At 68.1% G+C, this 21788-nt stretch carries 17 protein-coding genes and 1 tRNA gene; 11 read left to right on the forward strand and 7 right to left on the reverse strand.

The features are described 5' to 3' along the window. Positions 1-7 precede the first annotated feature (7 nt). The gene (locus HQ325_RS10670) at positions 8-892 is read left to right on the forward strand and encodes an alpha/beta fold hydrolase (protein ID WP_261778234.1); all 885 of its coding nucleotides are present in this window, start codon (positions 8-10) and stop codon (positions 890-892) included. Between the two features lie 26 nt (positions 893-918). Further along, a complete protein-coding gene (locus tag HQ325_RS10675) occupies positions 919-1803 on the forward strand; it encodes an oxygenase MpaB family protein (protein ID WP_222629337.1) in 885 nt (294 codons plus the stop codon). 24 nt (positions 1804-1827) lie between these two features. Here HQ325_RS10675 and HQ325_RS22430 read toward each other — a convergent pair whose 3' ends face one another. Then, positions 1828-1959, reverse strand: coding sequence for a hypothetical protein (locus HQ325_RS22430; RefSeq protein ID WP_261778232.1), 132 nt, complete (start codon positions 1957-1959; stop codon positions 1828-1830). A gap of 184 nt (positions 1960-2143) precedes the next feature. Between HQ325_RS22430 and HQ325_RS10680 the strand changes: the two genes are divergently transcribed. Genes HQ325_RS10680 through HQ325_RS10695 form a run of 4 tightly spaced genes read left to right on the forward strand, consistent with a single transcriptional unit; the run spans position 2144 to position 5221 of the window. Continuing rightward, positions 2144-2677, forward strand: coding sequence for a hypothetical protein (locus HQ325_RS10680; protein WP_222629340.1), 534 nt, complete (start codon positions 2144-2146; stop codon positions 2675-2677). Positions 2678-2686: 9 nt separating this feature from the next. Beyond that, on the forward strand, positions 2687-3856 hold the full coding sequence (locus HQ325_RS10685; protein WP_222629343.1) for a zinc-dependent alcohol dehydrogenase: 1170 nt from the start codon (positions 2687-2689) through the stop codon (positions 3854-3856). A 19-nt stretch (positions 3857-3875) separates the two neighbouring features. Continuing rightward, the gene (locus tag HQ325_RS10690) at positions 3876-4679 is read left to right on the forward strand and encodes a transglutaminase family protein (protein WP_222629346.1); all 804 of its coding nucleotides are present in this window, start codon (positions 3876-3878) and stop codon (positions 4677-4679) included. A gap of 2 nt (positions 4680-4681) precedes the next feature. Next, the gene (locus HQ325_RS10695; RefSeq protein ID WP_222629348.1) at positions 4682-5221 is read left to right on the forward strand and encodes a GNAT family N-acetyltransferase; all 540 of its coding nucleotides are present in this window, start codon (positions 4682-4684) and stop codon (positions 5219-5221) included. 37 nt (positions 5222-5258) lie between these two features. Here the strand turns inward: HQ325_RS10695 and HQ325_RS10700 are convergent, their stop codons facing one another. Continuing rightward, complete coding sequence (locus HQ325_RS10700; protein ID WP_222629350.1) at positions 5259-6887, reverse strand: hypothetical protein; 1629 nt, start codon at positions 6885-6887, stop codon at positions 5259-5261. A gap of 680 nt (positions 6888-7567) precedes the next feature. On the opposite strand from HQ325_RS10700, the gene HQ325_RS10705 reads away from it, so the two are divergent. The 3 genes from HQ325_RS10705 (at position 7568) to HQ325_RS10715 (ending at position 10283) form a co-directional block, all read left to right on the forward strand. Next, positions 7568-7966 carry an MmcQ/YjbR family DNA-binding protein gene (locus HQ325_RS10705; RefSeq protein ID WP_222629352.1) on the forward strand — a complete coding sequence of 133 codons (399 nt, stop codon included), beginning with the start codon at positions 7568-7570 and terminating at the stop codon, positions 7964-7966. A 19-nt stretch (positions 7967-7985) separates the two neighbouring features. Next, positions 7986-8603 (forward strand): histidine phosphatase family protein, encoded by a 618-nt coding sequence (locus HQ325_RS10710; RefSeq protein WP_222630938.1) that lies wholly within the window; start codon positions 7986-7988, stop codon positions 8601-8603. An 87-nt stretch (positions 8604-8690) separates the two neighbouring features. Then, the gene (locus HQ325_RS10715; RefSeq protein ID WP_222629354.1) at positions 8691-10283 is read left to right on the forward strand and encodes a phage infection protein; all 1593 of its coding nucleotides are present in this window, start codon (positions 8691-8693) and stop codon (positions 10281-10283) included. A gap of 1 nt (position 10284) precedes the next feature. On the opposite strand, the gene HQ325_RS10720 is transcribed toward HQ325_RS10715, so the two are convergent. Both HQ325_RS10720 and HQ325_RS10725 read right to left on the reverse strand, forming a co-directional pair. Beyond that, entirely contained in the window at positions 10285-10569 is a 285-nt protein-coding gene (locus HQ325_RS10720) for a putative quinol monooxygenase (protein ID WP_222629356.1), read from the reverse strand. Between the two features lie 87 nt (positions 10570-10656). Then, entirely contained in the window at positions 10657-11523 is an 867-nt protein-coding gene (locus tag HQ325_RS10725; protein WP_222629358.1) for an NAD(P)-dependent oxidoreductase, read from the reverse strand. 114 nt (positions 11524-11637) lie between these two features. Here HQ325_RS10725 and HQ325_RS10730 point away from each other — a divergent pair, with 114 nt between their 5' ends. Continuing rightward, positions 11638-13149 (forward strand): MFS transporter, encoded by a 1512-nt coding sequence (locus tag HQ325_RS10730; RefSeq protein WP_222629361.1) that lies wholly within the window; start codon positions 11638-11640, stop codon positions 13147-13149. A gap of 78 nt (positions 13150-13227) precedes the next feature. Here HQ325_RS10730 and HQ325_RS10735 read toward each other — a convergent pair whose 3' ends face one another. The 3 genes from HQ325_RS10735 to HQ325_RS10745 all read right to left on the reverse strand — a co-directional run bounded on the left by HQ325_RS10735 (position 13228) and on the right by HQ325_RS10745 (position 19837). After that, positions 13228-14694, reverse strand: a complete 1467-nt coding sequence (locus tag HQ325_RS10735) for a glutamate synthase subunit beta (RefSeq protein WP_222629363.1) — start codon at positions 14692-14694, stop codon at positions 13228-13230. Beyond that, positions 14687-19288, reverse strand: a complete 4602-nt coding sequence (gene gltB / locus HQ325_RS10740; RefSeq protein WP_222629365.1) for a glutamate synthase large subunit — start codon at positions 19286-19288, stop codon at positions 14687-14689. Before gltB ends, HQ325_RS10735 begins: the two co-directional genes overlap by 8 nt. 463 nt (positions 19289-19751) lie before the next feature. Beyond that, positions 19752-19837: transfer RNA gene (locus tag HQ325_RS10745), tRNA-Leu, on the reverse strand. Positions 19838-20127: 290 nt separating this feature from the next. On the opposite strand from HQ325_RS10745, the gene HQ325_RS10750 reads away from it, so the two are divergent. Beyond that, complete coding sequence (locus tag HQ325_RS10750) at positions 20128-21780, forward strand: FhaA domain-containing protein (protein ID WP_308014564.1); 1653 nt, start codon at positions 20128-20130, stop codon at positions 21778-21780. The last annotated feature ends 8 nt before the right edge of the window (positions 21781-21788 follow it).

Below are 21788 nucleotides of genomic sequence, written 5' to 3' on the forward strand. Positions count from 1 at the left end.
GTTTCACATGAAACCGAACGGCGAGGTGGTCGTCGACGTACTGGGGACCGCCGTGCACGTGGTGGTCTCCCGTACCGACGCGGCGGCGGCGCCCGCCCCGGTCGTCGTGCTGTGCGGTGGGCTCGCCTCGACGTGGCACGACTGGATCGACGTGTCCGCGCTGCTCGTGGCGGCCGGCCACACGACGGTGGCCATCGATCGACCAGGCTTCGGCGACAGCGAACCGCTGCCTCCGGACCGGGTGCCGACGGTGCACGAGGAGGCCGATCGCATCCTCGCCGTCCTGGACGCCCTCGCGATGACGGACCCCGTGGTCCTGGTGGGGCACTCGATGGCCGGCTTCTACGTCGAGGGCTTCGCGCGGTCGTACCCCGCGCGCACCGCGGGGCTCGTGCTGCTCGACTCGAGCGTCGAGAAGTCGCCGTCGGCCCTGGTGCCGCCGCGCATCCGCATTCCGGTGACCCGCGTGATCGCCCGCATCGTCTCGGCCGCCGGTCTGCAACGGTTGCTGGCCGATCCGGTGCGCCACGTCCTGACGCAGGCCATTCCCCCGGACGGGTACGCGCCCGACCGGGTCGACGATCTCCGCCGCATCTATCGCGATCCCTCCTATCTGGAGGCCGCCGCGATCGAGTACGCGGTGTACGCCGACATGGCCCTCGAGTTGAACCGCCTGCGCCGCGCGACGCCCGTTCCGTCCGTCCCCGTCATCGTGGCCGCCGCGCACACGGGACGACGGACCCCGTGGGGAGCGCAGTGGTTGCGGCGCCAGCAGCGTCTGGCCCGCTACCTCGGCGGCCGCTTCGCCGTGGTGTCCCCGTCTCACCACCACGCCATGATCGATCAGCCCCGGCGAGTCGCGGCGCTGGTGAGAACTGTCTCCACCGGCTGAACGCCGCGCGAGCGCACACTGGAGAGATGAATCCTCTGCGCACGGTCCAGACCCGAGTGGGCGAGACCATCTTCGCGCGGGTCGCGGGCGACGAGGGCCCCGCTCGACGCGACCGGATCCACCTGGCCGAGGGGCCGCGGCGGTACGGCCCCGACTCGGCGATCCAGCGCGTCCACGCCGATGCGTCGATGTTCGTCGGCGGAATGCGCGCCCTGCTCCTGCAGTCGTTGCACCCGCTTGCGATGGCTGCCGTGGACGAGCACTCCGGCTACCGCGGCGACCCGTGGGGGCGTCTGCAACGCACCAGCACGTTCCTCGCCGAGACCACGTTCGGCACCATCGAGGACGCGGAGCGCGCCGTGCGGATCGTGCGCGCCGTGCACAAGCGCATCACGGGAGTCGCGCCGGACGGGCGGCCGTACGCCGCGTCGGATCCGCACCTGCTGCGGTGGGTCCACGTCGCGGAGATCGACAGCTTCCTGCGCGCGCACGATCGTTACGGTGCCCGACCTCTCGATGCCGGCGGCCGCGACGCCTACGTCCGGGAGTCGGCCTGGGTCGCTCGCGGGCTCGGCGCCGAGGACGTGCCCGAGACGGTCGACGAGCTGAACGAGATGCTGGCGATGTACCGGCCCGAACTGCGCGGCACTCCCGCAGCACGTCGCACGGCCCGCTTCATCCTGCTCAACCCACCGATCCCGTTGGCAGTACGCCCCGCCTACGGGTTGCTGTCGTCGGTGGCGGTGTCGATGATGCCGCGGTGGACCCGCTTCCCCCTCCGGTTGCCCTACCTTCCGATCACCGAGGCCACCGCCGTGCGCGCGAGCGGCATCGCCGTCACTACCGCCATCCGGTGGGCACTGGGCGCGGGCCCGACGGCGCAGGACGAGCTGACTCGCACCACGGCGTGACGCAGCGTCCGAACCGTGTGCATCTCAGCGGTCGATCCGACCTGACCGCGCCCGGATCACCCCGAGTCCGACGAGTGCCGCGGCCTTCATCGACTGCTGGTCGTGGCGTGACGGGACTTCACCGCCGTCACGAACGCGCTCATGTCTCAGGGTCATGACACTTCTCCTGTTAGCGGGAGAAGCGGCGGCTCGGGGAGCGGCGTGTGAGCGGGGCCGACGGCCTCGCTCGTACTTCCAGTGCCGTCAGGCCAGCAGCCGGCGGACGTCGAAGGATCCCGCGACGTTTTCCTCACTCCTCCTCGGGTATGCGCCCGCCACGCAGACCTGAGGAGTGGTGGACGTGAGCATCGTCGAGACAGCGCGCAACGCGGTGAAGGCGGCAACCGAGACCGCGCTGCAGAACCCCGCAGTGCAGAAGGTGACCGGCCGCGGTGAGACCGAGTCCGCCGGGCCCGTGACCCTGACCATCGCCGTGGACGTTCCCACCGCGCGCGCCTTCTGGACGGACACCCCGCAGTTGTCCCGCGTGCTGGGCGACATCGCCTCGGTGTCGGACGACGGCGGGGACGTGGTCACGTGGACGGTCTCCGACGGGAACGTCGTCGCCGTCGCGGTGGAGACCACGCGGTCGGCCGACGACCACGGTGTGCAGTTCACCCGCCGCGACGACAGCGGCGACCTCGCTGTCGTGCGCTTCGCCGAGGCTCCGCTCGACCTCGGGACCGAGGTGACGCTGGAGCTCGATCTCCCCCTCCCCGACGTCGCGGCGCGCATCGCGGCCTACAAGATCCTCTACCGCGCTCGGGCACTGCTGCAGACGGGCGAGATTCCGACACTCGTTCCCACTCCGTCCGCCCGACCGAGCGAGAAGTAGGAGACCGACATGCGTGCACTCTGCTGGACCGGCGTGAACACCCTGTCCGTCGAGACCGTGGACGATCCTGTGATCGTCAATCCCCACGACGCCATTCTGGAGGTGTCGGTGACGACGACGTGCGGGTCCGACCTGCACTTCCTGAGCGGCTACCTCCCCGGCATGCGAGAGGGCGACGTCATCGGCCACGAGTTCATGGGCCGAGTGGTCGAGGTCGGCGCGGAGGTGACGGCCACGAGTGTGGGATCCCGCGTGGTGGTGCCGTCGTTCATCGCGTGCAACAACTGCTGGTACTGCGACCACGAGCAGTACTCACTGTGCGACACCACCAACCCGAATGCGGACCTGCAGCGACCGATCATGGGCTACCCCACCGGCGGCATCTACGGCTACACGCATCCGTTCGGCGGCTACCAGGGGTCGCACGCGCAGTACATCCGCGTGCCGTTCGCCGATCAGAACTGCTTCGCCGTTCCCGACGGCGTGACCGACGAGCAGGCGCTGTTCGCCTCGGACGCGATTCCCACCGGGTACATGGGTGCGGACTTCTGCTCGATCACCGGCGGGGAGACGATCGCCGTGTGGGGAGCGGGAGGCGTCGGCCTGATGGCGGCGCGCAGTGCACAGCTGATGGGGGCCGGCCGCGTGATCGTCGTCGACCGGATCCCGGAGCGACTGGCCATGGCGCGCGACGAGATCGGTGCCGAGACCGTCGACTACACCGCCTCGGACAGCGTCACCGACGAGATCCGCGAGATGACCGGCGGCCGCGGACCCGACGCGGTGATCGAGGCCGTCGGCATGGAGGGCCACGGCACCGGTGTCGGCCAGATCTACGACAAGGCGAAGCAGGCGCTGCGCCTCGAGAGCGACCGCGCGACGGCGCTGCGGGAGGCGATCCGGACGGTCCGCAAGGGCGGCGTCGTCTCGGTGCTCGGCGTCTACGGTGTCACCGACAAGTTCCCCATGGGTCTGGTCATGAACAAGGGCCTCACGCTGCGCTCCGCACAGCAGCACGGACAGCGGTACGTCCCGCGCCTTCTGGACCACCTGCAGTCCGGCGAGCTGGACCCGACATTCCTGATCACGCACGACATGTCGCTCGAGGAATCACCCGCGGGGTACGCGATCTTCAAGGAGAAGGCGGACAACTGCGTCCGGGCGATCTTCCGGCCGTGACCGGTGGCATCATGCGGGAGTGACGCGTGACGTATCTGCCCACCTCGACGTGACCGTCGTCGACCCCAGCAACCTCGAGTTCCAGATCGCGGTCGCCGAACTACGTGGGACGACGGTCACCGAGTCGCTGTCGTTCCGGCTCGACGGCGAGGAGATCACGCCCACGGTGATCCGCGCGGAGACCGGCGGGCGCATCCACCGATTCGATTGTGGGCGTGGGCAACTCGTCGTCGACTACCGCGCCCGAGTGGAGGGCGAGGCGGATCCCGCCCCGGTGGTCGAGCGGGACCTGTCGGTCTACCTGCGGCCGAGCCGCTACAGCGAGTCGGACAAGTTCCTGGGCTTCGCCGAGACCGAGTTCGGGCGCTACACCTCCGACGCCGACGTGCTCGAGCGCGTCTCAGCCTGGGTCGGCCGCCGTCTGCGCTACGTCCCCGGCAGCAGTGACCCCATCGACGGCGCCACCGACACCCTCCTCGCGGGTAGCGGAGTCTGCCGCGACTACACGCATCTCGTCGTCGCGTTGCTGCGCGCGATGACGGTGCCGGCCCGCCTCGTCGCGGTCTACGCGCCCGGCTGCGACCCGATGGACTTCCACGCGGTCGCGGAGGCCTATGTCGACGGCGTCTGGCGCGTCGTCGACGCGACGCGGCTGGCCCCACGGCAGAGCCTCGTGCGCATCGCCACCGGGCGGGACGCGTCCGACACCGCGTTCCTCGACAACCACGACGGGTACATCGTTCTGGACCGCATGCAGGTCATGGCCACGGTGGACGGGATGCTCCCCTACGACGACGTGCACGAACTCGTGTCCATGCGCTGATCGTGATCACCTTCCGGCGGGTCACCGAGGACGACTTCCCGCTGCTCGCGCGCTGGTTGTCGCACCCGCACGTGGCGCGGTGGTGGAACCACGAGGTCACCGCCGAGGCCGTCGCCCGCGACTTCGGAGCGTCCGCCCGCGGCGAGGAGCCGTCCGAGGATGTGCTGGCTCTCGACGACGGAACCCCCGTCGGCCTGCTCCAGCGCGCCCGGTGGCACGACTACCCGGAGTACGTCGACGAGCTGGCGCCGTTCTGGGCCGTGCCCGCGGAGGCCGTCACCATCGACTACCTCATCGGCGAGGCGCACCTCGTCGGGCACGGCCTCGGCACCCGCATACTGATCGAGTTCACGGCCGACACGTGGCGGCGGTACCCGAGCGCGACGTGCGTCGTCGTGCCGGTGGCCACGGGCAACGTGGCGTCGTGGCGGGCGCTCGAGAAGGCCGGGTACCGACGTGTCGCCGAGGCCCACCTCACCCCGGACAATCCGATCGACCCCACCGACCACGTGGTGATGGCGATCGACCGCCCCGGAAGGTGACGACGCGGGCCATCTACCGTGGCACGGTCTCACCCTGTCACCAGGGGAGGAACGCTGCCCAGAGGTTTGCTGCAACCACCCCGACTGCCTTCACAGTCTCCTGCGCCACGACGCGCGGATTAGCGACTGCATACGCAACGGTGTTGGACACGCTTTGACGGCTGAAATCGGTTTTGGTCGCCTCGGAGATGGTGTACGTCCAGGTATCGATCGCGACACTCGACAGATACCCAACTGGACCCTGGGTCTTCAGAACCGAGGAAACTTGTCCCCACCCCATACCCCATGCCGTCGAGAATGCTCCACCGATGTCGCCATTGCCGAGTTGATAGCCGAATTTTGTTGCAGGACATAGTAATGCAACATTCGATACCGATCCTGAGCGCGTCAGATTGGCGAGGCCACCGATGTTGCCGCAGATGTCGAGCTGATCGATGGGCACCGCCCATCCGTTGGAATTGTCGCTGGGAAGAGCCGGGCGACGGTTCGGCCGCTGGTTCTCGACGCTGATGGAGGGTGCGCCGGGGCGGGTGCGATCCGTGGTCGGGCGACTCGATCCAGTCGACGATCGGCCGGATCGGGCCGGCCCCGCGGCGGGCTGACCCGGCACGTTCGGCACCGGTTCACTTCCCGGGTCCGTCGGCTGAGTCGGATCGATGTCCTCGAGGAACTGATTGGTGACGACGAAAGCGGTGGAGTTGTCCACACTGCCGATGACAGGTCCGAAGAGGTACTGGCACTCTGTCACCGTTGTGGGGCATGCCGGAACGACCACAGTAGAGCCCGGTCGAACCGTCACCTGAGCGGAGATATCGCCCGCGAAGCTGTACCCGACCACCATCGTCTCCGACGACGTGTTGGTGTAACTCAAACCCTCTGCGGTCTTCACGATGACGGAGCCATATCCGGTGCTGAACTGGTTCTCGACTCCGTCGGCAGTCACGAACGTCGACGAGACGTGCGGGCCGTCGAAACCTTCGAGGACGTCGTAGGTGCAGTCACCCTCGCAGCCCGGCAATACCACCGTCGATCCGGGCAGCACTTCATGACTCGTGGATCCGATACCGGTGGTGACGTGGACGGTAACTGCACTGGTCGAGCTGTTGGTATAGGCCGGAGATGTTCGGTCTCCAGTGAATCCATCAGCGAAGCCCGGTGACACACCCTCCACGGTCGTCTCGACGCGTCCTGTCCAAGGCTGACCGGTCACATCGATCGAGATGCCGGCCTCCAGATCGTCAGAATAGGGACGTCCGGACACTGAGGCACCGAACGAGCATTCAGACGACGCGCCCGCACAGAACGGGAGGTCGGCCGAATCGCCCGGGCCCACGGTCTGCGATGCAACGACGTCGCCGTCCATCATCGTGAACACGATGATCTCTGCGCCTGTGTCGTTGACGTATCTCACTCCTGTTCCGAATCGAGTGAAGCCGCCGGTGGCGGAGATCGGCGCGTTGACAGGTGCGGGGGGAGCGAGAGCAACGGTGACGGCGGCACTGGCGACAGGATCGGTCGTCGGCGTGATTTGTCGACCCGGTGTCGCCTGCCGTTCGGCGCCGCCGGCTGCGTCAGAGGCAGTGTCGGGTCCGGTAGCCGTGGACGCCGTCGATGTCGCAGGCGTGGAACCTGTTGCGGTGGGGACCACTTCGGTCTGAGCCGTCATGGTTCCGGCGCTTTCCGCGGGATCTGCCGCAATCGACGGTGCGGGCCCCTCGGTCGTGGCCGCGTCCGTGTGGTTCCCCGCAATCGACGGTGCGCGCCCCTCGGTCGTGGCCGCGTCCGTGTGGTTCCCCACAATCGACGGCGCGGGCTCCTCGGTCCTGATGAGCGGCTGGGACAAAATTGGTGTGTTCGAGCTGGAATCGACGGCCGTGGGCTCAGCAGCAGGTTCAGCTGATGCGGGATGCAGCTCAGATGTGGCTACAGGCACGAGCAGCGCTGCTACAACTGCAACCGAGGCGATGACGGTCCGCCGGAGGTGGTACTTCACGAATGGCCCGTTTCGACGGAGTGATACGACTGTGGGAAGTGTCCCGGGCCAGGAGCGACTACACAGTCAGCCAAATGGACTACTTCGAATTAACAGTCCCCTCGATCGCGACTTGCAGGACCATTCATCAGGCCGTTCTGGAAAGCGGGTGGTGACCCTCTTGGTGTCCAACGCACATTCTTGATGCGAGCGTCCGCCTTTGACCGTCCCCACGCACGCAGGTTCTGTCGGTGCCGCTGAACCCACGTCTTGGCGTACCGACGCGAGGCGCGGACAACAGTGCCCATCGACGGTCCACCTGCTTCCGCACATCGACCGCCCGGCTCGATGACGAGGGCCTAGTCTCCTCGGTCATGGAGCATCCTGTGCGATTCCGCGACGACGATCCGTTGTTGGCCACGGTGCGGGAGCGAGCCCTGCGCCTGCCGGGCGCCACCGAGAAGGTCTCCCACGGCCGCCCGAACTTTCGCACCACGAAGGTCTTCGCGATCTACGGCGCCACGGTGAAGGGGGATCACCACTCCACCCGCTGGGATCGGTCGCTGCAGGTCCTGCCCGACACCGACGAGCGAGCAGCGCTGCTGGACGACGAGCGGTTCTTCGAGCCCGCGTACACCGCGGCGAGCGGCTGGGTGGGGCTCGACCTGACGATCGGGACCCCCGACTGGACCGAGGTCGACGAACTGCTCGACATGTCGTTCCGGCGGACGGCGCCGGCACGGCTGGTGGCAGAACTCGGAACGCTCTCGTGACCGTGAGACAGTGGCCGCTGTGCAACTGTTGCTGATCCGCCACGCTCTGCCGCTGCGTTCCGACGCGGGTGCCGATCCCGCACTCGCACCGCTGGGACTCGAGCAGGCCGCGCGCGTGCCCGACGGGCTGCGCGCCCATCGGCTCGCGCGCATCGTCAGCAGTCCACAACTGCGCGCCCGGCAGACCGCGGAACCGCTCGCGGCGGACACCGGACTCCCGGTTGACGTGCTCGACGGTCTGGCGGAGTACGACCGCGACTTCCCGGGTTACCTCCCCATCGAGGAGGCGCGCGAGAAGTTCCCCGCCGAGTTCGAGCGCATCAAGGCCGGGCATCTGCCGAGCGCGGTGGACGCCGACGCCTTCCGCCGACGGGTGTTCGACGACATCGCCTCGGTGGTGCGGGACGCGGAGCCCGAGGACACGGTCGCGGCCGTCGCCCACGGCGGTGTGATCAACGTCTACCTGCAGGATCTGCTCGGCACCGCCATGCCACTCACCTTCCCGATCGACTACGTCTCGGTCACGCGAATACTGTTCTCGCGCAGCGGCAGACGTACGGTAGCGTCGGTGAACGAGACGCAGCACGTGTGGGATCTACTCCCCCGGAACCGCGCGCGATCCTCACCGACTTCTTAATCGCGCAGGTCACCGGGCGTTACGGGCGCGATCGGCGCTCGACACGGTCCGTCGAGAGCGTCGGCACCGGTTAGCCTGAGCAGTATCATGACTTCTTCCTCAGCACACGGTGCCCCGCGCTCGGGTCTCGTCGCCACGTTGTCGCGGCCCGTGATCGTCGTTCTCGTGATCGCACTCCCCCTGCTCCTGGCCGGTCTGTACGCATCGTTCAGCGGGAACGACGTCGTTCCCCTGGCCTCGCAGAGCAGTTCCGAGACCACCACCTCGGCCGACGGTTCCGAGGGCACGGACGGCGGCACCACGGCTGCGGGAGACCCGCTGGCGAAGACGCGCTCGGCGCTCACCCAGACGCAGCTGCCACTGAGCCTGCTCAGCGGTGGACTCACTCAGCTGACCGACGCCGCCCCGCAGCTCACCGACGGGGTCACTCAGCTCTCCGACGGCCTCGGACAGGCCCGCACCGGATCCCAGCAGCTCGCGGACGGGAACGCCCAGCTGGCCGCTGGAATCGTGCAGCTCCAGGGCGGCGTGGGACAGCTCGGTGACGGCGCGACGCAGATCAGCGGCGGCGTGAACCAGCTGACGACGCCGCTCCTGGCGCTCGGCGAGAAGCAGGCCAAGGTCACCTCGTCCATCGCGGACGTCGCGGATCGGATCGAGGTGCTGAACAACCCCATCACCACCGATGCGGCGCGCCAGCTGCGCGAGCTCATCGACACACTGAACGCGCAGGGCATCGGCCCCGACGCCGTCTCCCAGATCAACCAGCTGCGCGACGGTGCCGCCCTGCTCGCATTCCAGCTCGATGATCCGTCCAGCGAGTTCGTCACCGGCGTGAACACGGCGGTCGACGGCAGCGCTCTGCTCGCCACCGGCGCCGGCCAGCTCAACGACGGCATCATCCAGCTCGACGACGGCGGCAAGCAGCTGCGGGCGGGCACCGACCAGATCGCGACCGGCATCGAACCGATCGGCGGCGTGGTGAGCAGCCTGCAGACCAACGTGAAGACCGCGCAGACCTCATTGCCCGCTGCGAACGCGGTGGCGGCGACCACCACCACCGACGAGAACGGCCAGACGCAGACCACTCTCGTCGTGCAGGGCAGCACCCCGTCGAACTACTACCTGATCGCGGCACTGGTGGCCGTGGCCGCGGCCGCCGCTGTGAGTCTGATGCGCCTGCTGACGCGTCGGGACCGCCTGGCGCGGATCGCACCCGTCCTCGGCGCCCTCGCGGTCACGGCCGCCGCGGGCATCGCCTACTGGTTCGTCGGCGACGGCCTGAGCTTCGGCTCGCTCCTCGGCGGCATCGTCTTCCTGTTCCTCGCTTCCGCGGCGTTCCTTGCCGCAGCGGGCGCCGTCCAGATGGCGTTCGGCCGTGCCGTCGGCCAGTCGATCAACCTGGTGCTGCTTCTCGTCCAGCTCGTGCTGGCCGGTGGCGCGCTGGTGGGATCGCCCGACAGCTCGATCTTCGGGAAGGCCGCGGCCTTCACTCCTGTCGGGTGGCTCGCCGCCGGACTCGAGCGGATCGCAGCGGACGCCATGGACTCGACCGGCTGGCTCGCCGTTCTCGTCATGGTCGCCCTGCTCGCGGTGTCCGGTCTCGTCTACTCACTCGTCGCCCGGTCCGACCCGGAGGACGGCCGCGCGGCCTACCGGGACGAACCGCGCCTCGCCTGACTCAGGCAGGCGTCAACGGATGGATCGCCAGGGCGCCCAGCTTGGCGCCGTGGCGACCCATGACGTCGGCCATGTGCGGTGACGCCATGTGCCCGTCGAGAGCGGCCTGATCCCGCCACAGCTCGACGGTGACGATCGTGTCGGCCGCCGCGTTCGAGGTGTAGACGTCGTACTCGAGGCAGCCGTCCTCCTGGCGCGTGAGGACGGCGAACTGCCGCATCGCCTCGAGCACCTCCTCGAATCCGTCCGTCACCGGAATGGTGGCCACCACGTGCAGATCACTCATCGTCGTTCTCGTCTCGCTCGTCCGTCATCGGTCCACCCGAACGTACGGCGCGTCGCGACGACGGACGACGGTTATCGCTCGACTGCGTCAACGCCGAGACCCCTCGTCGGTCTCGAATGCCGTCACGACGGCTGCGAGATCGTCCGCCCCGTGCCCCGCGGCGCTGGCGTCCCCGTAGGCGCTGCGCACGGCCTGCAGTAGGCGAGAGGTACGTGGGTCCACTGCCTCGATCATCAGATCGACGTCCTTGACCACCCCGTCGATCCCGAACGACGGGGTGAAGTCACGGTCGATCATCGCCCTGCCCTTCATCTGCGTGTACGGCGCGTCGATCGGACCACCGTCGAGTGCCTCGAGGACGAGTGCCGGCTCCAGGCCCAGCTCCGACGCCATCGCGAGAGACTGCGCGGTGGCCGCCGTCAGCGTCGACACCATCGCGTTGCAGGCGAGTTTGAGCCCACTTGCCCGGCCGGGCTCCGTTCCCGCCGTCACGATCTTCACCGTCATCGTCTCGAGCACCGGCCGCACCGACTCGAGCGCCTCCGCAGGCCCCGAGGCCAATGCCGTGAGCTTCCCCGATTCGGCCGGCGCCTTGGTTCCCAGCATCGGGCAGTCGAGGAAGGCCACCCCGTGCTGCTGCGCCAGATCGGCCAGCCGGCGGGCGCCGGCAGGGCCGACGGTCGCGGACTGGACCCACACGGCGCCGTTCTTCACGGCGGGCAGGAACAGGGACGCCGTCTCCGCGGTGGCCGACTCGTCGTAGAGCATCGTGATCACCACGTCGGCGTCGGCCACGCAGTCCGCCGGACCGTCCGCGACAGTCGCTCCCTGATCCCTCAACGGCGCCGCGCGGTCGGCGTTGCGGTTCCACACCGTCACCTCGTGGTCGCCGCGGAGCACCGACCCCGCCATGCCCGCACCCATCGTTCCGGTTCCCAGTACTGCCACCCGCATGTTCGTTCCCTCTCACCTGGCGGAACGGATTCTTTTCCGATCCGTTCCGTGTGTTGCAATGCAGGGTGTTCCCCTCGCGGAGCACCACCACACGCACTCTCGAACGGATCACGCATGACCAGCATCGACACGTCCGCCACCGAACGGGCGGGGCGTCGCGAGTGGTGGGGTCTGGCCGTCCTCGTCGTCCCCATCGTCCTCGTCTCGATGGACATGTCGGTCCTGTACCTCGCCCTGCCCTCGCTGACCGAGGACCTCCAGCCGAGCAGCTCGCAGCAGCTGTGGATCCTCGACATCTACAGCTTCATGCTCGCCGGCCTGTTGGTCACGATGGGCTCCCTCGGCGATCGCATCGGCACCCGTCGACTGCTCATGATCGGGTCACTCGTCTTCGGTGTCGCGTCCGTCGCCGCCGCCTTCTCGCACACTCCGGAGGCCCTCATCGCCTCCCGCGTGCTCCTCGGCATCGGCGGCGCCACGCTCGCGCCGTCGACACTGTCGTTGCTACGCAAGCTCTTCGTCGACCCCGTTCAGCGCGGAGTCGCCATCGGCATCTGGACGGCCGGATTCGCCGGGGGTGGCTCGTTCGGTCCGGTCATCGCGGGCGCGCTGCTCGAGTACTTCTGGTGGGGCTCGGTGTTCCTCATCAACATCCCCATCATGGTGGTCCTGCTGATCGCCGCGCCGCTGATGCTGCCGGAGGCGAAGAACCCGAATCCCGGCCGCTTCGACCTGCCCGCCGTCGGCGCCTCCATCGTCGCGATGCTCGGAATCGTCTACGCGCTCAAGCACGCCGCGCAGAACGGCCTCGACTGGCAGGTGGCCGCCGCGCTCGCGGTGGGGCTCCTCGTCGGCTGGTGGTTCGTGCGACGTCAACGCGCGAGCACGCATCCCGTCATCGAGTTCGACCTGTTCCGCACCCCGGCGTTCTCCGTCGCGGTGATCGTCATCCTCGTGTCGGTCTTCATCATCACGGGCTTCAATCTGATGCTGTCGCAGTATCTTCAGCTCGTCATGGGGCTCGGCACGCTCGAGGCGGGACTGTGGTCGCTGATCCCGGCGATCGCGACCGCCACCGCCTCGCTGACGGCCCCCCTGATCATGAAGCGCCGCCCGCCGGCCGTCATCCTCGTCGGCGCGATCTCCGTGATGTTCGTCGGCGCCCTGGTGATCGGTGCGGTGGCCCTCCCCTCGGACGTCGGGTCGGGCGCCACGCTCGCGATCCTGCTGTGCGGCATGGTGATCGCCGCGTTCGGTGTCGGCACCGGCACCACGTTCGGCTCGGATCGGGTGCTCGCCACCGCGGCACCGGAGAAGGCGGGCGCAGCCGGTGCCGTGTCGGAGACGGGCGCGGAACTCGGTGGGGCACTGGGCATCGCCGTGCTCGGATCCATCAGCGTCGCCACGTACCGCCTGGTGTTGGGGCCCGCCGACACGTCCGGGGACGGCACGCTGGCCGGCACCCTGGCAGAGGCAGGACGGATGTCACCGGACGTCGGGCCGGACCTCGCGTCCCGCGCCCGCGAGGCGTACGTCGACGGCATCGTGGCCGCGTCCGGGGCCACGCTCGTCACGCTGCTGATCGCCGGCAGCGCGGCAGCAGTGCTGTTCCGCCGGGCACGCTGAGTACCGAGTCCCGACACAGATCACCCCCTGCAGCCGAGCTGCAGGGGGTGATCTGTTCGTACCGGGAGTGTGGACTCGCTACCGCTGAGGTGCCTGGGTGGGCACGATCGGTGCGGGCAGCGCCGTCTTCCCCATGAGGAAGGAATCGACCGCGGACGCGCAGGAGCGGCCCTCGGCGATGGCCCACACGATGAGCGACTGACCGCGACCCATGTCGCCGGCCGCGAAGATGCCGTCGACGTTGGTGTTCCACTTGTCGGTCCGCGAGACGTTGCCGCGCTCGTTCAGGTTCACTCCGAGATCGGTGAGCAGGCCCGGCTTCTCGGGTCCGGTGAAGCCCATCGCGAGGAACACGATGTCGGCCTCGAGGTGGAAGTCCGACCCCTCGACCTTGGCGAAGCGACCGTCCTTGAACTCGACCTCGTGCGCGTCGAGTCCGGTGACCATGCCGTTCTCGCCCGTGAAACGCTCCGTGTTGACGGAGAAGACGCGCTCGCCGCCCTCCTCGTGAGCCGAGGAGACGCGGTAGACCAGCGGGTACGTCGGCCACGGAGTGGATCCGGCGCGCTCCTCCGGCGGGCGGGGCATGATCTCGAACTGGTGGACGCTGGCCGCGCCCTGACGATGCGACGTGCCGAGGCAGTCGGCGCCGGTGTCGCCGCCGCCGATGATGACGACCTTCTTGCCCTTAGCCGAGATGGGCGGCTGGCCGTACTGGTCGACGACGTCGTCACCGAGCTGGACGCGGTTGGCCCAGGGCAGGAACTCCATCGCCTGATGGATGCCGCCGTACTCGCGGCCGGGGACCTCGAGGTCACGGGCCTTGGTGGCACCACCCGACAGGACCACCGAGTCGAACTCCGCGCGGAGCTCGTCCGCGGTGATGTCGACGCCGACGTTGACACCGGTGCGGAAGATGGTGCCCTCGGCCTCCATCTGCGCCAACCGGCGATCGATGTGGCGCTTCTCCATCTTGAACTCGGGGATGCCGTAGCGGAGGAGTCCGCCGATGCGATCCGCTCGCTCGAACACGGTGACGGTGTGGCCGGCGCGCGTGAGCTGCTGCGCTGCAGCGAGACCCGCGGGACCGGAACCGACGACAGCCACCTTCTTGCCGGTGAGGTACGTCGGGTAGACGGGCTGGACCCACCCCTCGTCGAAGGCGCGGTCGATGATCTCGACCTCGACCTGCTTGATGGTCACCGGGTCCTGGTTGATGCCCAGGACGCACGACGCCTCACACGGAGCCGGGCACAGCCGGCCCGTGAACTCCGGGAAGTTGTTGGTGGCGTGCAACCGGTCGATGCTCTCACGCCACCGGTCCTTGTACACCAGGTCGTTCCACTCGGGAATCAGGTTCCCGAGCGGGCACCCGTTGTGGCAGAACGGAATGCCACAGTCCATGCACCGACTGGCCTGGGTGCGGAGGGTGTCCGTGGAGAAGTCCTCGTACACCTCCTTCCAGTCCATGAGGCGCAGGTCGACGGGACGCCGCGACGGGAGCTCCCGCGACGTGTTCTTCAGAAATCCTTGTGGATCACCCACGAGCTGCCTCCATGATCGCCTCGTCCACGTCCGCGCCGTTCTTCTCGGCCTCGGAGATCGCGAGCAGTACCTTCTTGTAGTCGCGGGGCATCACCTTCACGAAGTGATTGACCTGCTGCGACCAGTCTCCGAGGATGCGCTCGGCGACCTCGGACCCGGTCTCGTCACGATGCCGCGTGATCGCATCCTTGAGCCACGCGAACTCGTCACCCTGGAGCTCCTCGATGTCGACGAGTTCGGTGTTGAGGTTGTCCTCGAACGTCGAGTTCGGATCGAAGACGAACGCCACACCGCCGGACATGCCGGCACCGAAGTTGCGGCCGGTCTCGCCGAGGATGACGACCTTGCCACCGGTCATGTACTCGCACCCGTGGTCACCGACGCCCTCGACCACCGCGACGGCGCCCGAGTTACGGACGGCGAACCGCTCGCCGACGACACCGCGGATGAGCGCCTCACCCTCGGTGGCACCGAAGAGGATCACGTTGCCGGCGATGATGTTGTTCTCGGCGACGAAGCTCGAGTTGGCCTGGAGCGACGGGCGTACGACGATCCGCCCACCGGACAGACCCTTGCCGACGAAGTCGTTGGCGTCGCCCTGCAGTCGCAGCGTCATGCCCTTGGGCACGAACGCTCCGAAGCTGTTGCCGGCCGATCCGGTGAAGGTGATGTCGATCGTGCCTTCCGGCAGACCGTCCTCGCCGTACGCCTTGGTGACCTCGTGGCCGAGCATCGTGCCCACGGTGCGGTTCACGTTGGTGATCCGCGTCGAGAACTCGACCTTCTCGCCCTTGTCCAGGGCCTCGCGGCTCTGCACGATGAGCTGCTGGTCGAGAGCCTTGTCCAGCGCATGGTCCTGCGTGCCGGTGCAGTAGAGATCCTGGTTCATGAACGCCGACTCGGCGACGTCCAGGATCGGCGACAGATCGAGCTTCGACGCCTTCCAGTGATCCTTCGCCGCGGTGGTGTCCAGCAGCGCGACCTGGCCGATGGCCTCGTCGAGCGTGCGGAAACCGAACTCCGCGAGGTACTCGCGGACCTCCTCGGCGATGTACAGGAAGAAGTTCTCCACGAACTCGGGCTGACCGGCGAACCGCTTGCGCAGCAGCGGGTTCTGCGTCGCCACGCCCACCGGGCAGGTGTCGAGGTGGCAGACCCGCATCATGATGCAGCCCGAGACCACCAGCGGCGCGGTGGCGAAGCCGAACTCCTCACCACCGAGCAGCGCGGCGACCATGACGTCGCGACCGGTCTTGAGCTGACCGTCGACCTGCACGACGATGCGATCGCGAAGACCGTTGAGCAGCAATGTCTGCTGGGTCTCGGCCAGGCCGAGCTCCCACGGTGCGCCGGCGTGCTTGACCGACGTCAACGGGGTGGCGCCCGTGCCGCCGTCGTGACCGGAGATGAGCACCACGTCGGCGTGCGCCTTGGAGACACCGGCGGCGACCGTACCGACACCGACCTCCGAGACGAGCTTCACGTGGATGCGCGCCGACGGGTTGGCGTTCTTCAGATCGTGGATCAGCTGGGCCAGATCCTCGATCGAGTAGATGTCGTGGTGCGGGGGCGGTGAGATGAGACCGACACCCGGCGTCGAGTGCCGCACCTCGGCCACCCACGGGTACACCTTGTGCGCCGGAAGCTGGCCGCCCTCACCGGGCTTGGCACCCTGCGCCATCTTGATCTGGATGTCGGTGCAGTTGGTCAGGTAGTTCGACGTGACACCGAAGCGTCCCGACGCGACCTGCTTGATGGCGGACCGACGCCAGTCACCGTTCTCGTCGGGGAGGAAACGCGCGGTGTCCTCGCCGCCCTCACCCGAGTTCGAGCGGCCACCGAGGCGGTTCATCGCGATGGCCAACGTCTCGTGCGCCTCGGCCGAGATGGAGCCGTAGCTCATCGCACCCGTGGAGAACCGCTTGACGATGTCGCGTGCCGATTCCACCTCGTCTATCGAGATCGGAGTGCGGCCCTCGGTCTTGAAGCGGAACAGGCCGCGCAGCGACGCGAGTCGCTCGGACTGGTCGTCCACCATGCGGGTGTACTCCTTGAACACGGAGTACTGACCGGTGCGGGTGGCGTGCTGGAGCTTGAACACCGTGTCCGGGTTGAACAGGTGGTACTCGCCCTCACGGCGCCACTGGTACTCGCCGCCCGTCTCGAGTTCGCGGTGCGCGCGCTCGAACTTGTTGTCCAGGTAGGCGATTCCGTGACGCACCGCGACGTCGGCCGCGATCTGGTCGAGGTCGATGCCGCCGAGCGGCGACTGCACACCGTAGAAGTACTCGTCGACCAGTGCCTGCGACAGGCCGATGACCTGGAACAGCTGGGCGCCGGTGTACGAGGCGAGCGTCGAGATGCCCATCTTCGACATCACCTTGAGCACGCCCTTGCCGGCGGCCTTGATGTAGTTCTCGACGGCACTGTCGTAGTCGATGTCCTGCAGGGTGTCGCGATCGATCATGTCCTCGATCGACTCGAACGCCATGTACGGGTTGACCGCTGCGGCACCGAAGCCGACGAGGGTGGCCATGTGGTGGACCTCGCGGGCGTCACCGGCCTCGACGATCAGCCCCACCTTGGTGCGGGTCTTCTCCCGAACCAGGTGGTGGTGCACCGCCGAGGTCAGCAGCAGCGACGGGATCGGGGCCAGTCGCTCGCTCGACTCACGGTCGGACAGGATGACGATGCGCGCTCCACCGTCGATCGCCGCGGACACCTGCGAGCGGATGATCTCGAGCGAACGACGCAGTCCCTCACCGCCTTCGGCGACCGGGTAGAGGCCGCGGACCACCACGGACCGCAGTCCGTCCTGGGTGCCGTCGTCGTTGATGTGGACCAGCTTGGCCAGCTCGTCGTTGTGCAGGATCGGGGACTTCAGCACGATCTGCCGGCATGCTTCGGCACTGGGCTGCAGGAGATCCCGCTCGGGACCGATGGTCCCGCCGAGGCTGGTGACCACCTCTTCCCGGATGGCGTCCAGGGGCGGATTCGTCACCTGGGCGAACAGCTGGGAGAAGTAGTCGAACAGCATGCGCGGGCGGTTCGAGAGCACGGCGACGGGCGTGTCGGTGCCCATGGACCCGATGGCCTCGGCGCCCGCCTTGGCCATGGGCGCGACCAGCATGGTCAGTTCCTCGGTGGTGTAGCCGAAGATCTGCTGACGGATCAGCACGCGGTCGTGCGTCATGTGGACGTGCGGGCGCTCGGGCAGGTCGTCGATCTCGACGAGACCCTCGTCGAGCCACTCCTGGTAGGGGTGCTCGGCGGCGAGCTCGTCCTTGATCTCGTCGTCGCTGACGATGCGGCCCTGCGCGGTGTCCACCAGGAACATGCGACCGGGCTGCAGGCGAACCTTGCGCACGATCTTCGACGGCTCGATGTCGAGGACGCCGACCTCGGACGCCATGATGACCAGGCCGTCCTCGGTGACCCAGAGACGGCTCGGACGCAGACCGTTGCGGTCGAGGACCGCGCCGATGACGGTGCCGTCGGTGAAGCACACCGACGCCGGTCCGTCCCACGGCTCCATCAGAGTCGAGTGGTACTGGTAGAACGCCCGGCGAGCCGGATCCATCTTGTCGTGGTGCTCCCACGCCTCGGGGATCATCATCAGCACGGCGTGCGGCAGGCTGCGACCGCCGAGGTGCAGGAACTCCAGCACCTCGTCGAAGCGCGCGGTGTCCGACGCTCCGTGCGTGTTCACCGGGAAGATCTTCTCGAGCTTCTCCGGGCCCCCGAAGACGTCCGACTCGATGAGGGCCTCGCGGGCGCGCATCCAGTTCTCGTTGCCGGTGACGGTGTTGATCTCACCGTTGTGTGCGACCCGGCGGAACGGGTGAGCCAGTGGCCACGAGGGGAACGTGTTGGTGGAGAAGCGCGAGTGCACCAGACCGAGGGCACTGACGACCCGCTCGTCCTGCAGATCGAGGTAGAAGCCTCGGAGCTGCGGCGTCGTGAGCATGCCCTTGTAGACGATGGTCGACGGCGACAACGACGGGAAGTACACGGACTCGCGTCCGGGACCGTCCTTGCCGGGACCCTCGAGACCCAGTTCGTGCTCGACTCGCTTGCGGACGACGAACGCGCGGCGCTCGAGGTCGATGCCGGACAGCGCACGGTCCGGAGCAGCGATGAACACCTGGCGGAACGTCGGCATGGCGTCGCGGGCGAGCGCGCCCAGGGAGGCGTCGTCCGTCTCGACGTCGCGCCAGCCGAGGACGTCGAGGCCCTCCTCGGTCACGACGCGCTCGACACCGGCGACCGCCTCGGCGGACGCGGCGCGCGCCTGCGGGAGGAACGCGATACCGGTGGCGTAGGAGCCCTCGGGCGGCAGATCGAAGTCGACCACGGCGCGGTAGAACGCATCGGGGACCTGGATCAGGATGCCGGCACCGTCACCCGTGTTGGGCTCCGCACCCGCAGCGCCGCGGTGTTCGAGATTGATCAGCGCCGTGATCGCCTTGTCGACGATGTCGCGGCTCCGACGACCGTGCATGTCGACCACGAACGCGACACCGCAGGAGTCGTGTTCGTTGGCGGGATCGTAGAGGCCGCGCGCTGATGGGTACCGGTGTCCGGGAAGCTGCATGTGTCTTGCCTAACTGACGAGTCGAGCCAAGATCCGCGAGAGCGCGGCCACGTCCGAGAATCGACGCGAGCCGCCGCGGGGCGATGCGAGAGCGGGTTCACCGTTGAACACGCACTCCGATGGGGCTCCGGCCACTCTCGGACAACGATCCGTTCCGAGGTGGTGACCGAGTGTTTTCGGGCAGGGGCGATCCTTGTGGGTCGACCCCGCAGCTGAACGATAAGTCAGGAACCGGTCGAATTCACAAATCAGGGCATCCTCATTCGTGCCCGACCTGGTCGTTCCCCGGTGGTGTGGGTGTGTGCGCGACGTTGCGCGGTACCTCGGCGTTCGACCACGAGAATACTCCGGGAGCGCGCGAGCTCGACGTCGGAGATCTCACAATGGCTCGATACCTGCCGGTGGACGACGACCGGCCCGAGAAAAACGACTGGCCGTAGCGATTTCTCAGCTACGGCCAGTGTGGTGGGCGAAGGGGGACTTGAACCCCCACGTCCCGAAGGACACTGGCACCTGAAGCCAGCGCGTCTGCCATTCCGCCACTCGCCCGAGCGACGGGACGAGATTAACACGGCCCGTCACTCGGGCAGAAATCCATACCGGCGGTCCGGGTTTCCGGTGCCGAGCCGGGGCCGGGAACCGGTTCCGGACGTATAGCATGGATCGGTAGTCGCACGGCGGAAGGACACGCGAGGCCCACGGCCCGCGCGAACGTCGGCGACAGGGACGCCCCGGGGACGGTTCCAGCATCATGAGTCCCCGACGCACGGCCGCACCACCGAAGTGAACGCAGGACCGAAATGAACGCAGTACCGACGAAGACGAAGAAGGAGGGTGTCGTGGGAGTGGTTCAGCGATTCGAGAGAAAGCTGCAGAGTGCTGTCGGTGACGCCTTCGCTCGCGTCTTCGGTGGCGGTGTGGTGCCGCAGGAGGTCGAGGCGGCCCTCCAGCAGGAGGCCACCATGTCCGTCCGCACGCTCGACGGCGGACATCTGCTGGCTCCCAACGCCTACGTCATCACCATCAGCCCGTCGGACCACGACAGACTCGCGTCCGACCACGACCTCACCACTCGTGCCTTCTCGCGCCACCTCCAGGACTTCATCACCGATCAGGGGTGGCAGACGTACGGGCGCGTGGTGGTCCGATTCGAACCGTCCACCACACTGCACACAGGACAGTTCCGCACCTCGGGGACCGTCGATCCCGACGCGTCACCCCACCATGCAGTCACACCCCAGCAGGCAGCGTCACCCCACCAGTCCACTGCAACAGACCGACCGTCGTCGACATCAGGAGCCGGCCCCATGACCCAGAACTCAGGGACTCAGAACCAGGGCGACGAGCCCGACCGCGACAACGATCGGCCCGCATCGGGCGTCGCTGCCCGTGCGCCCCGCAACGGCAGCGCGTACCCGTCCGAGGCGTACGACCCCGAGGCATCGGGACGCGTCGATCCGGCGGCGGAGAACCGCATCCGCCCGCCGCGGGCCTACGGCGAGTCCGAGCAGGACGCTCGCGGCTACGGACGGCCGCCTGCAGGTCAGGAGCAGGGCGGATACGGACGCGCACCGTACGGACAGGGTCACGACCAGCAGGGTCACGGCCAAGCGGGGTACGACCAGCAGGGCTACGGCCAGTCGGGGTACGACCAGGCCGGCTACGACCAGGGTTACGGACGCCAGCCGCAGAACCGCGCTCCCTACGACTCGCGCGCCTACGGCCAGCAGCCTCCCGCTCAGCAGCCGTACGACCGCCAGGCCTACGGGCAGCCGGCGCCGGATCCGCGTGGTCAGGGTCGTCAGCCGTACGACCAGGGTGGGCCCGATCCTCGCGCCTACGGTCAGCAGGGCTACGACCAGCGCGGCTACGACCAGGGCGGATACGACCAGGGCGGATACGACCAGCGCGGCTACGACCAGGGCGGATACGACCAGCGCGGGTACGACCAGGGTGGCTACGACCAGGGTGGCTACGACCAGCGCGGGTACGACCAGGGCGGATACGACCGGTCGGGTCAGGATCAGCACGGTCAGGACCGTCAGCAGGCGTACGGCGACTACGACCAGCGCGGCTACGACCAGGGCGGCCAGTCCCCACAGCCGCGGGCCTACGGCGCTGCGGCGGCGTACGACCAGCCGGCCACACAGGGATACCAGCAGGTCGCGGACGGCGACGACTACGACCGTCCCGCCGCGTCCCGAGGGCTCGCCGCCACTCTGCAGCTCGAGGACGGCAGTGGCCGGCACTACCAGCTGCGCGAGGGCGGCAACGTCGTCGGACGCGGTCAGGAGGCCCAGTTCCGGCTCCCCGACACCGGCGTCTCGCGTCGGCACTTCGAGATCCGCTGGGACGGCCGGGTCGCGATGCTGTCCGACCTGGGTTCCACCAACGGCACGACCGTGAACGGTGCGCCGGTCCAGGACTGGCAGCTCGCGGACGGAGACATCGTCCGCGCCGGACACTCGGAGATCCTGGTTCGCATCGTCTGAGGCGCTCG

Origin of the sequence: Rhodococcus sp. BP-349, assembly GCF_019835845.1 — a bacterium.
Lineage (GTDB): Bacteria > Actinomycetota > Actinomycetes > Mycobacteriales > Mycobacteriaceae > Rhodococcoides.

Coding starts and splice junctions, on each gene's coding strand:
- HQ325_RS10670 (WP_261778234.1), top strand. CDS start 8: ATGAAACCGAACGGCGAGGTGGTCGTCGACGTACTGGGGACCGCCGTG.
- HQ325_RS10675 (WP_222629337.1), top strand. CDS start 919: ATGAATCCTCTGCGCACGGTCCAGACCCGAGTGGGCGAGACCATCTTC.
- HQ325_RS22430 (WP_261778232.1), bottom strand. CDS start 1,959: ATGACCCTGAGACATGAGCGCGTTCGTGACGGCGGTGAAGTCCCGTCA.
- HQ325_RS10685 (WP_222629343.1), top strand. CDS start 2,687: ATGCGTGCACTCTGCTGGACCGGCGTGAACACCCTGTCCGTCGAGACC.
- HQ325_RS10700 (WP_222629350.1), bottom strand. CDS start 6,887: ATGACGGCTCAGACCGAAGTGGTCCCCACCGCAACAGGTTCCACGCCT.
- HQ325_RS10705 (WP_222629352.1), top strand. CDS start 7,568: ATGGAGCATCCTGTGCGATTCCGCGACGACGATCCGTTGTTGGCCACG.
- HQ325_RS10715 (WP_222629354.1), top strand. CDS start 8,691: ATGACTTCTTCCTCAGCACACGGTGCCCCGCGCTCGGGTCTCGTCGCC.
- HQ325_RS10720 (WP_222629356.1), bottom strand. CDS start 10,569: ATGAGTGATCTGCACGTGGTGGCCACCATTCCGGTGACGGACGGATTC.
- HQ325_RS10725 (WP_222629358.1), bottom strand. CDS start 11,523: ATGCGGGTGGCAGTACTGGGAACCGGAACGATGGGTGCGGGCATGGCG.
- HQ325_RS10730 (WP_222629361.1), top strand. CDS start 11,638: ATGACCAGCATCGACACGTCCGCCACCGAACGGGCGGGGCGTCGCGAG.
- gltB (WP_222629365.1), bottom strand. CDS start 19,288: ATGCAGCTTCCCGGACACCGGTACCCATCAGCGCGCGGCCTCTACGAT.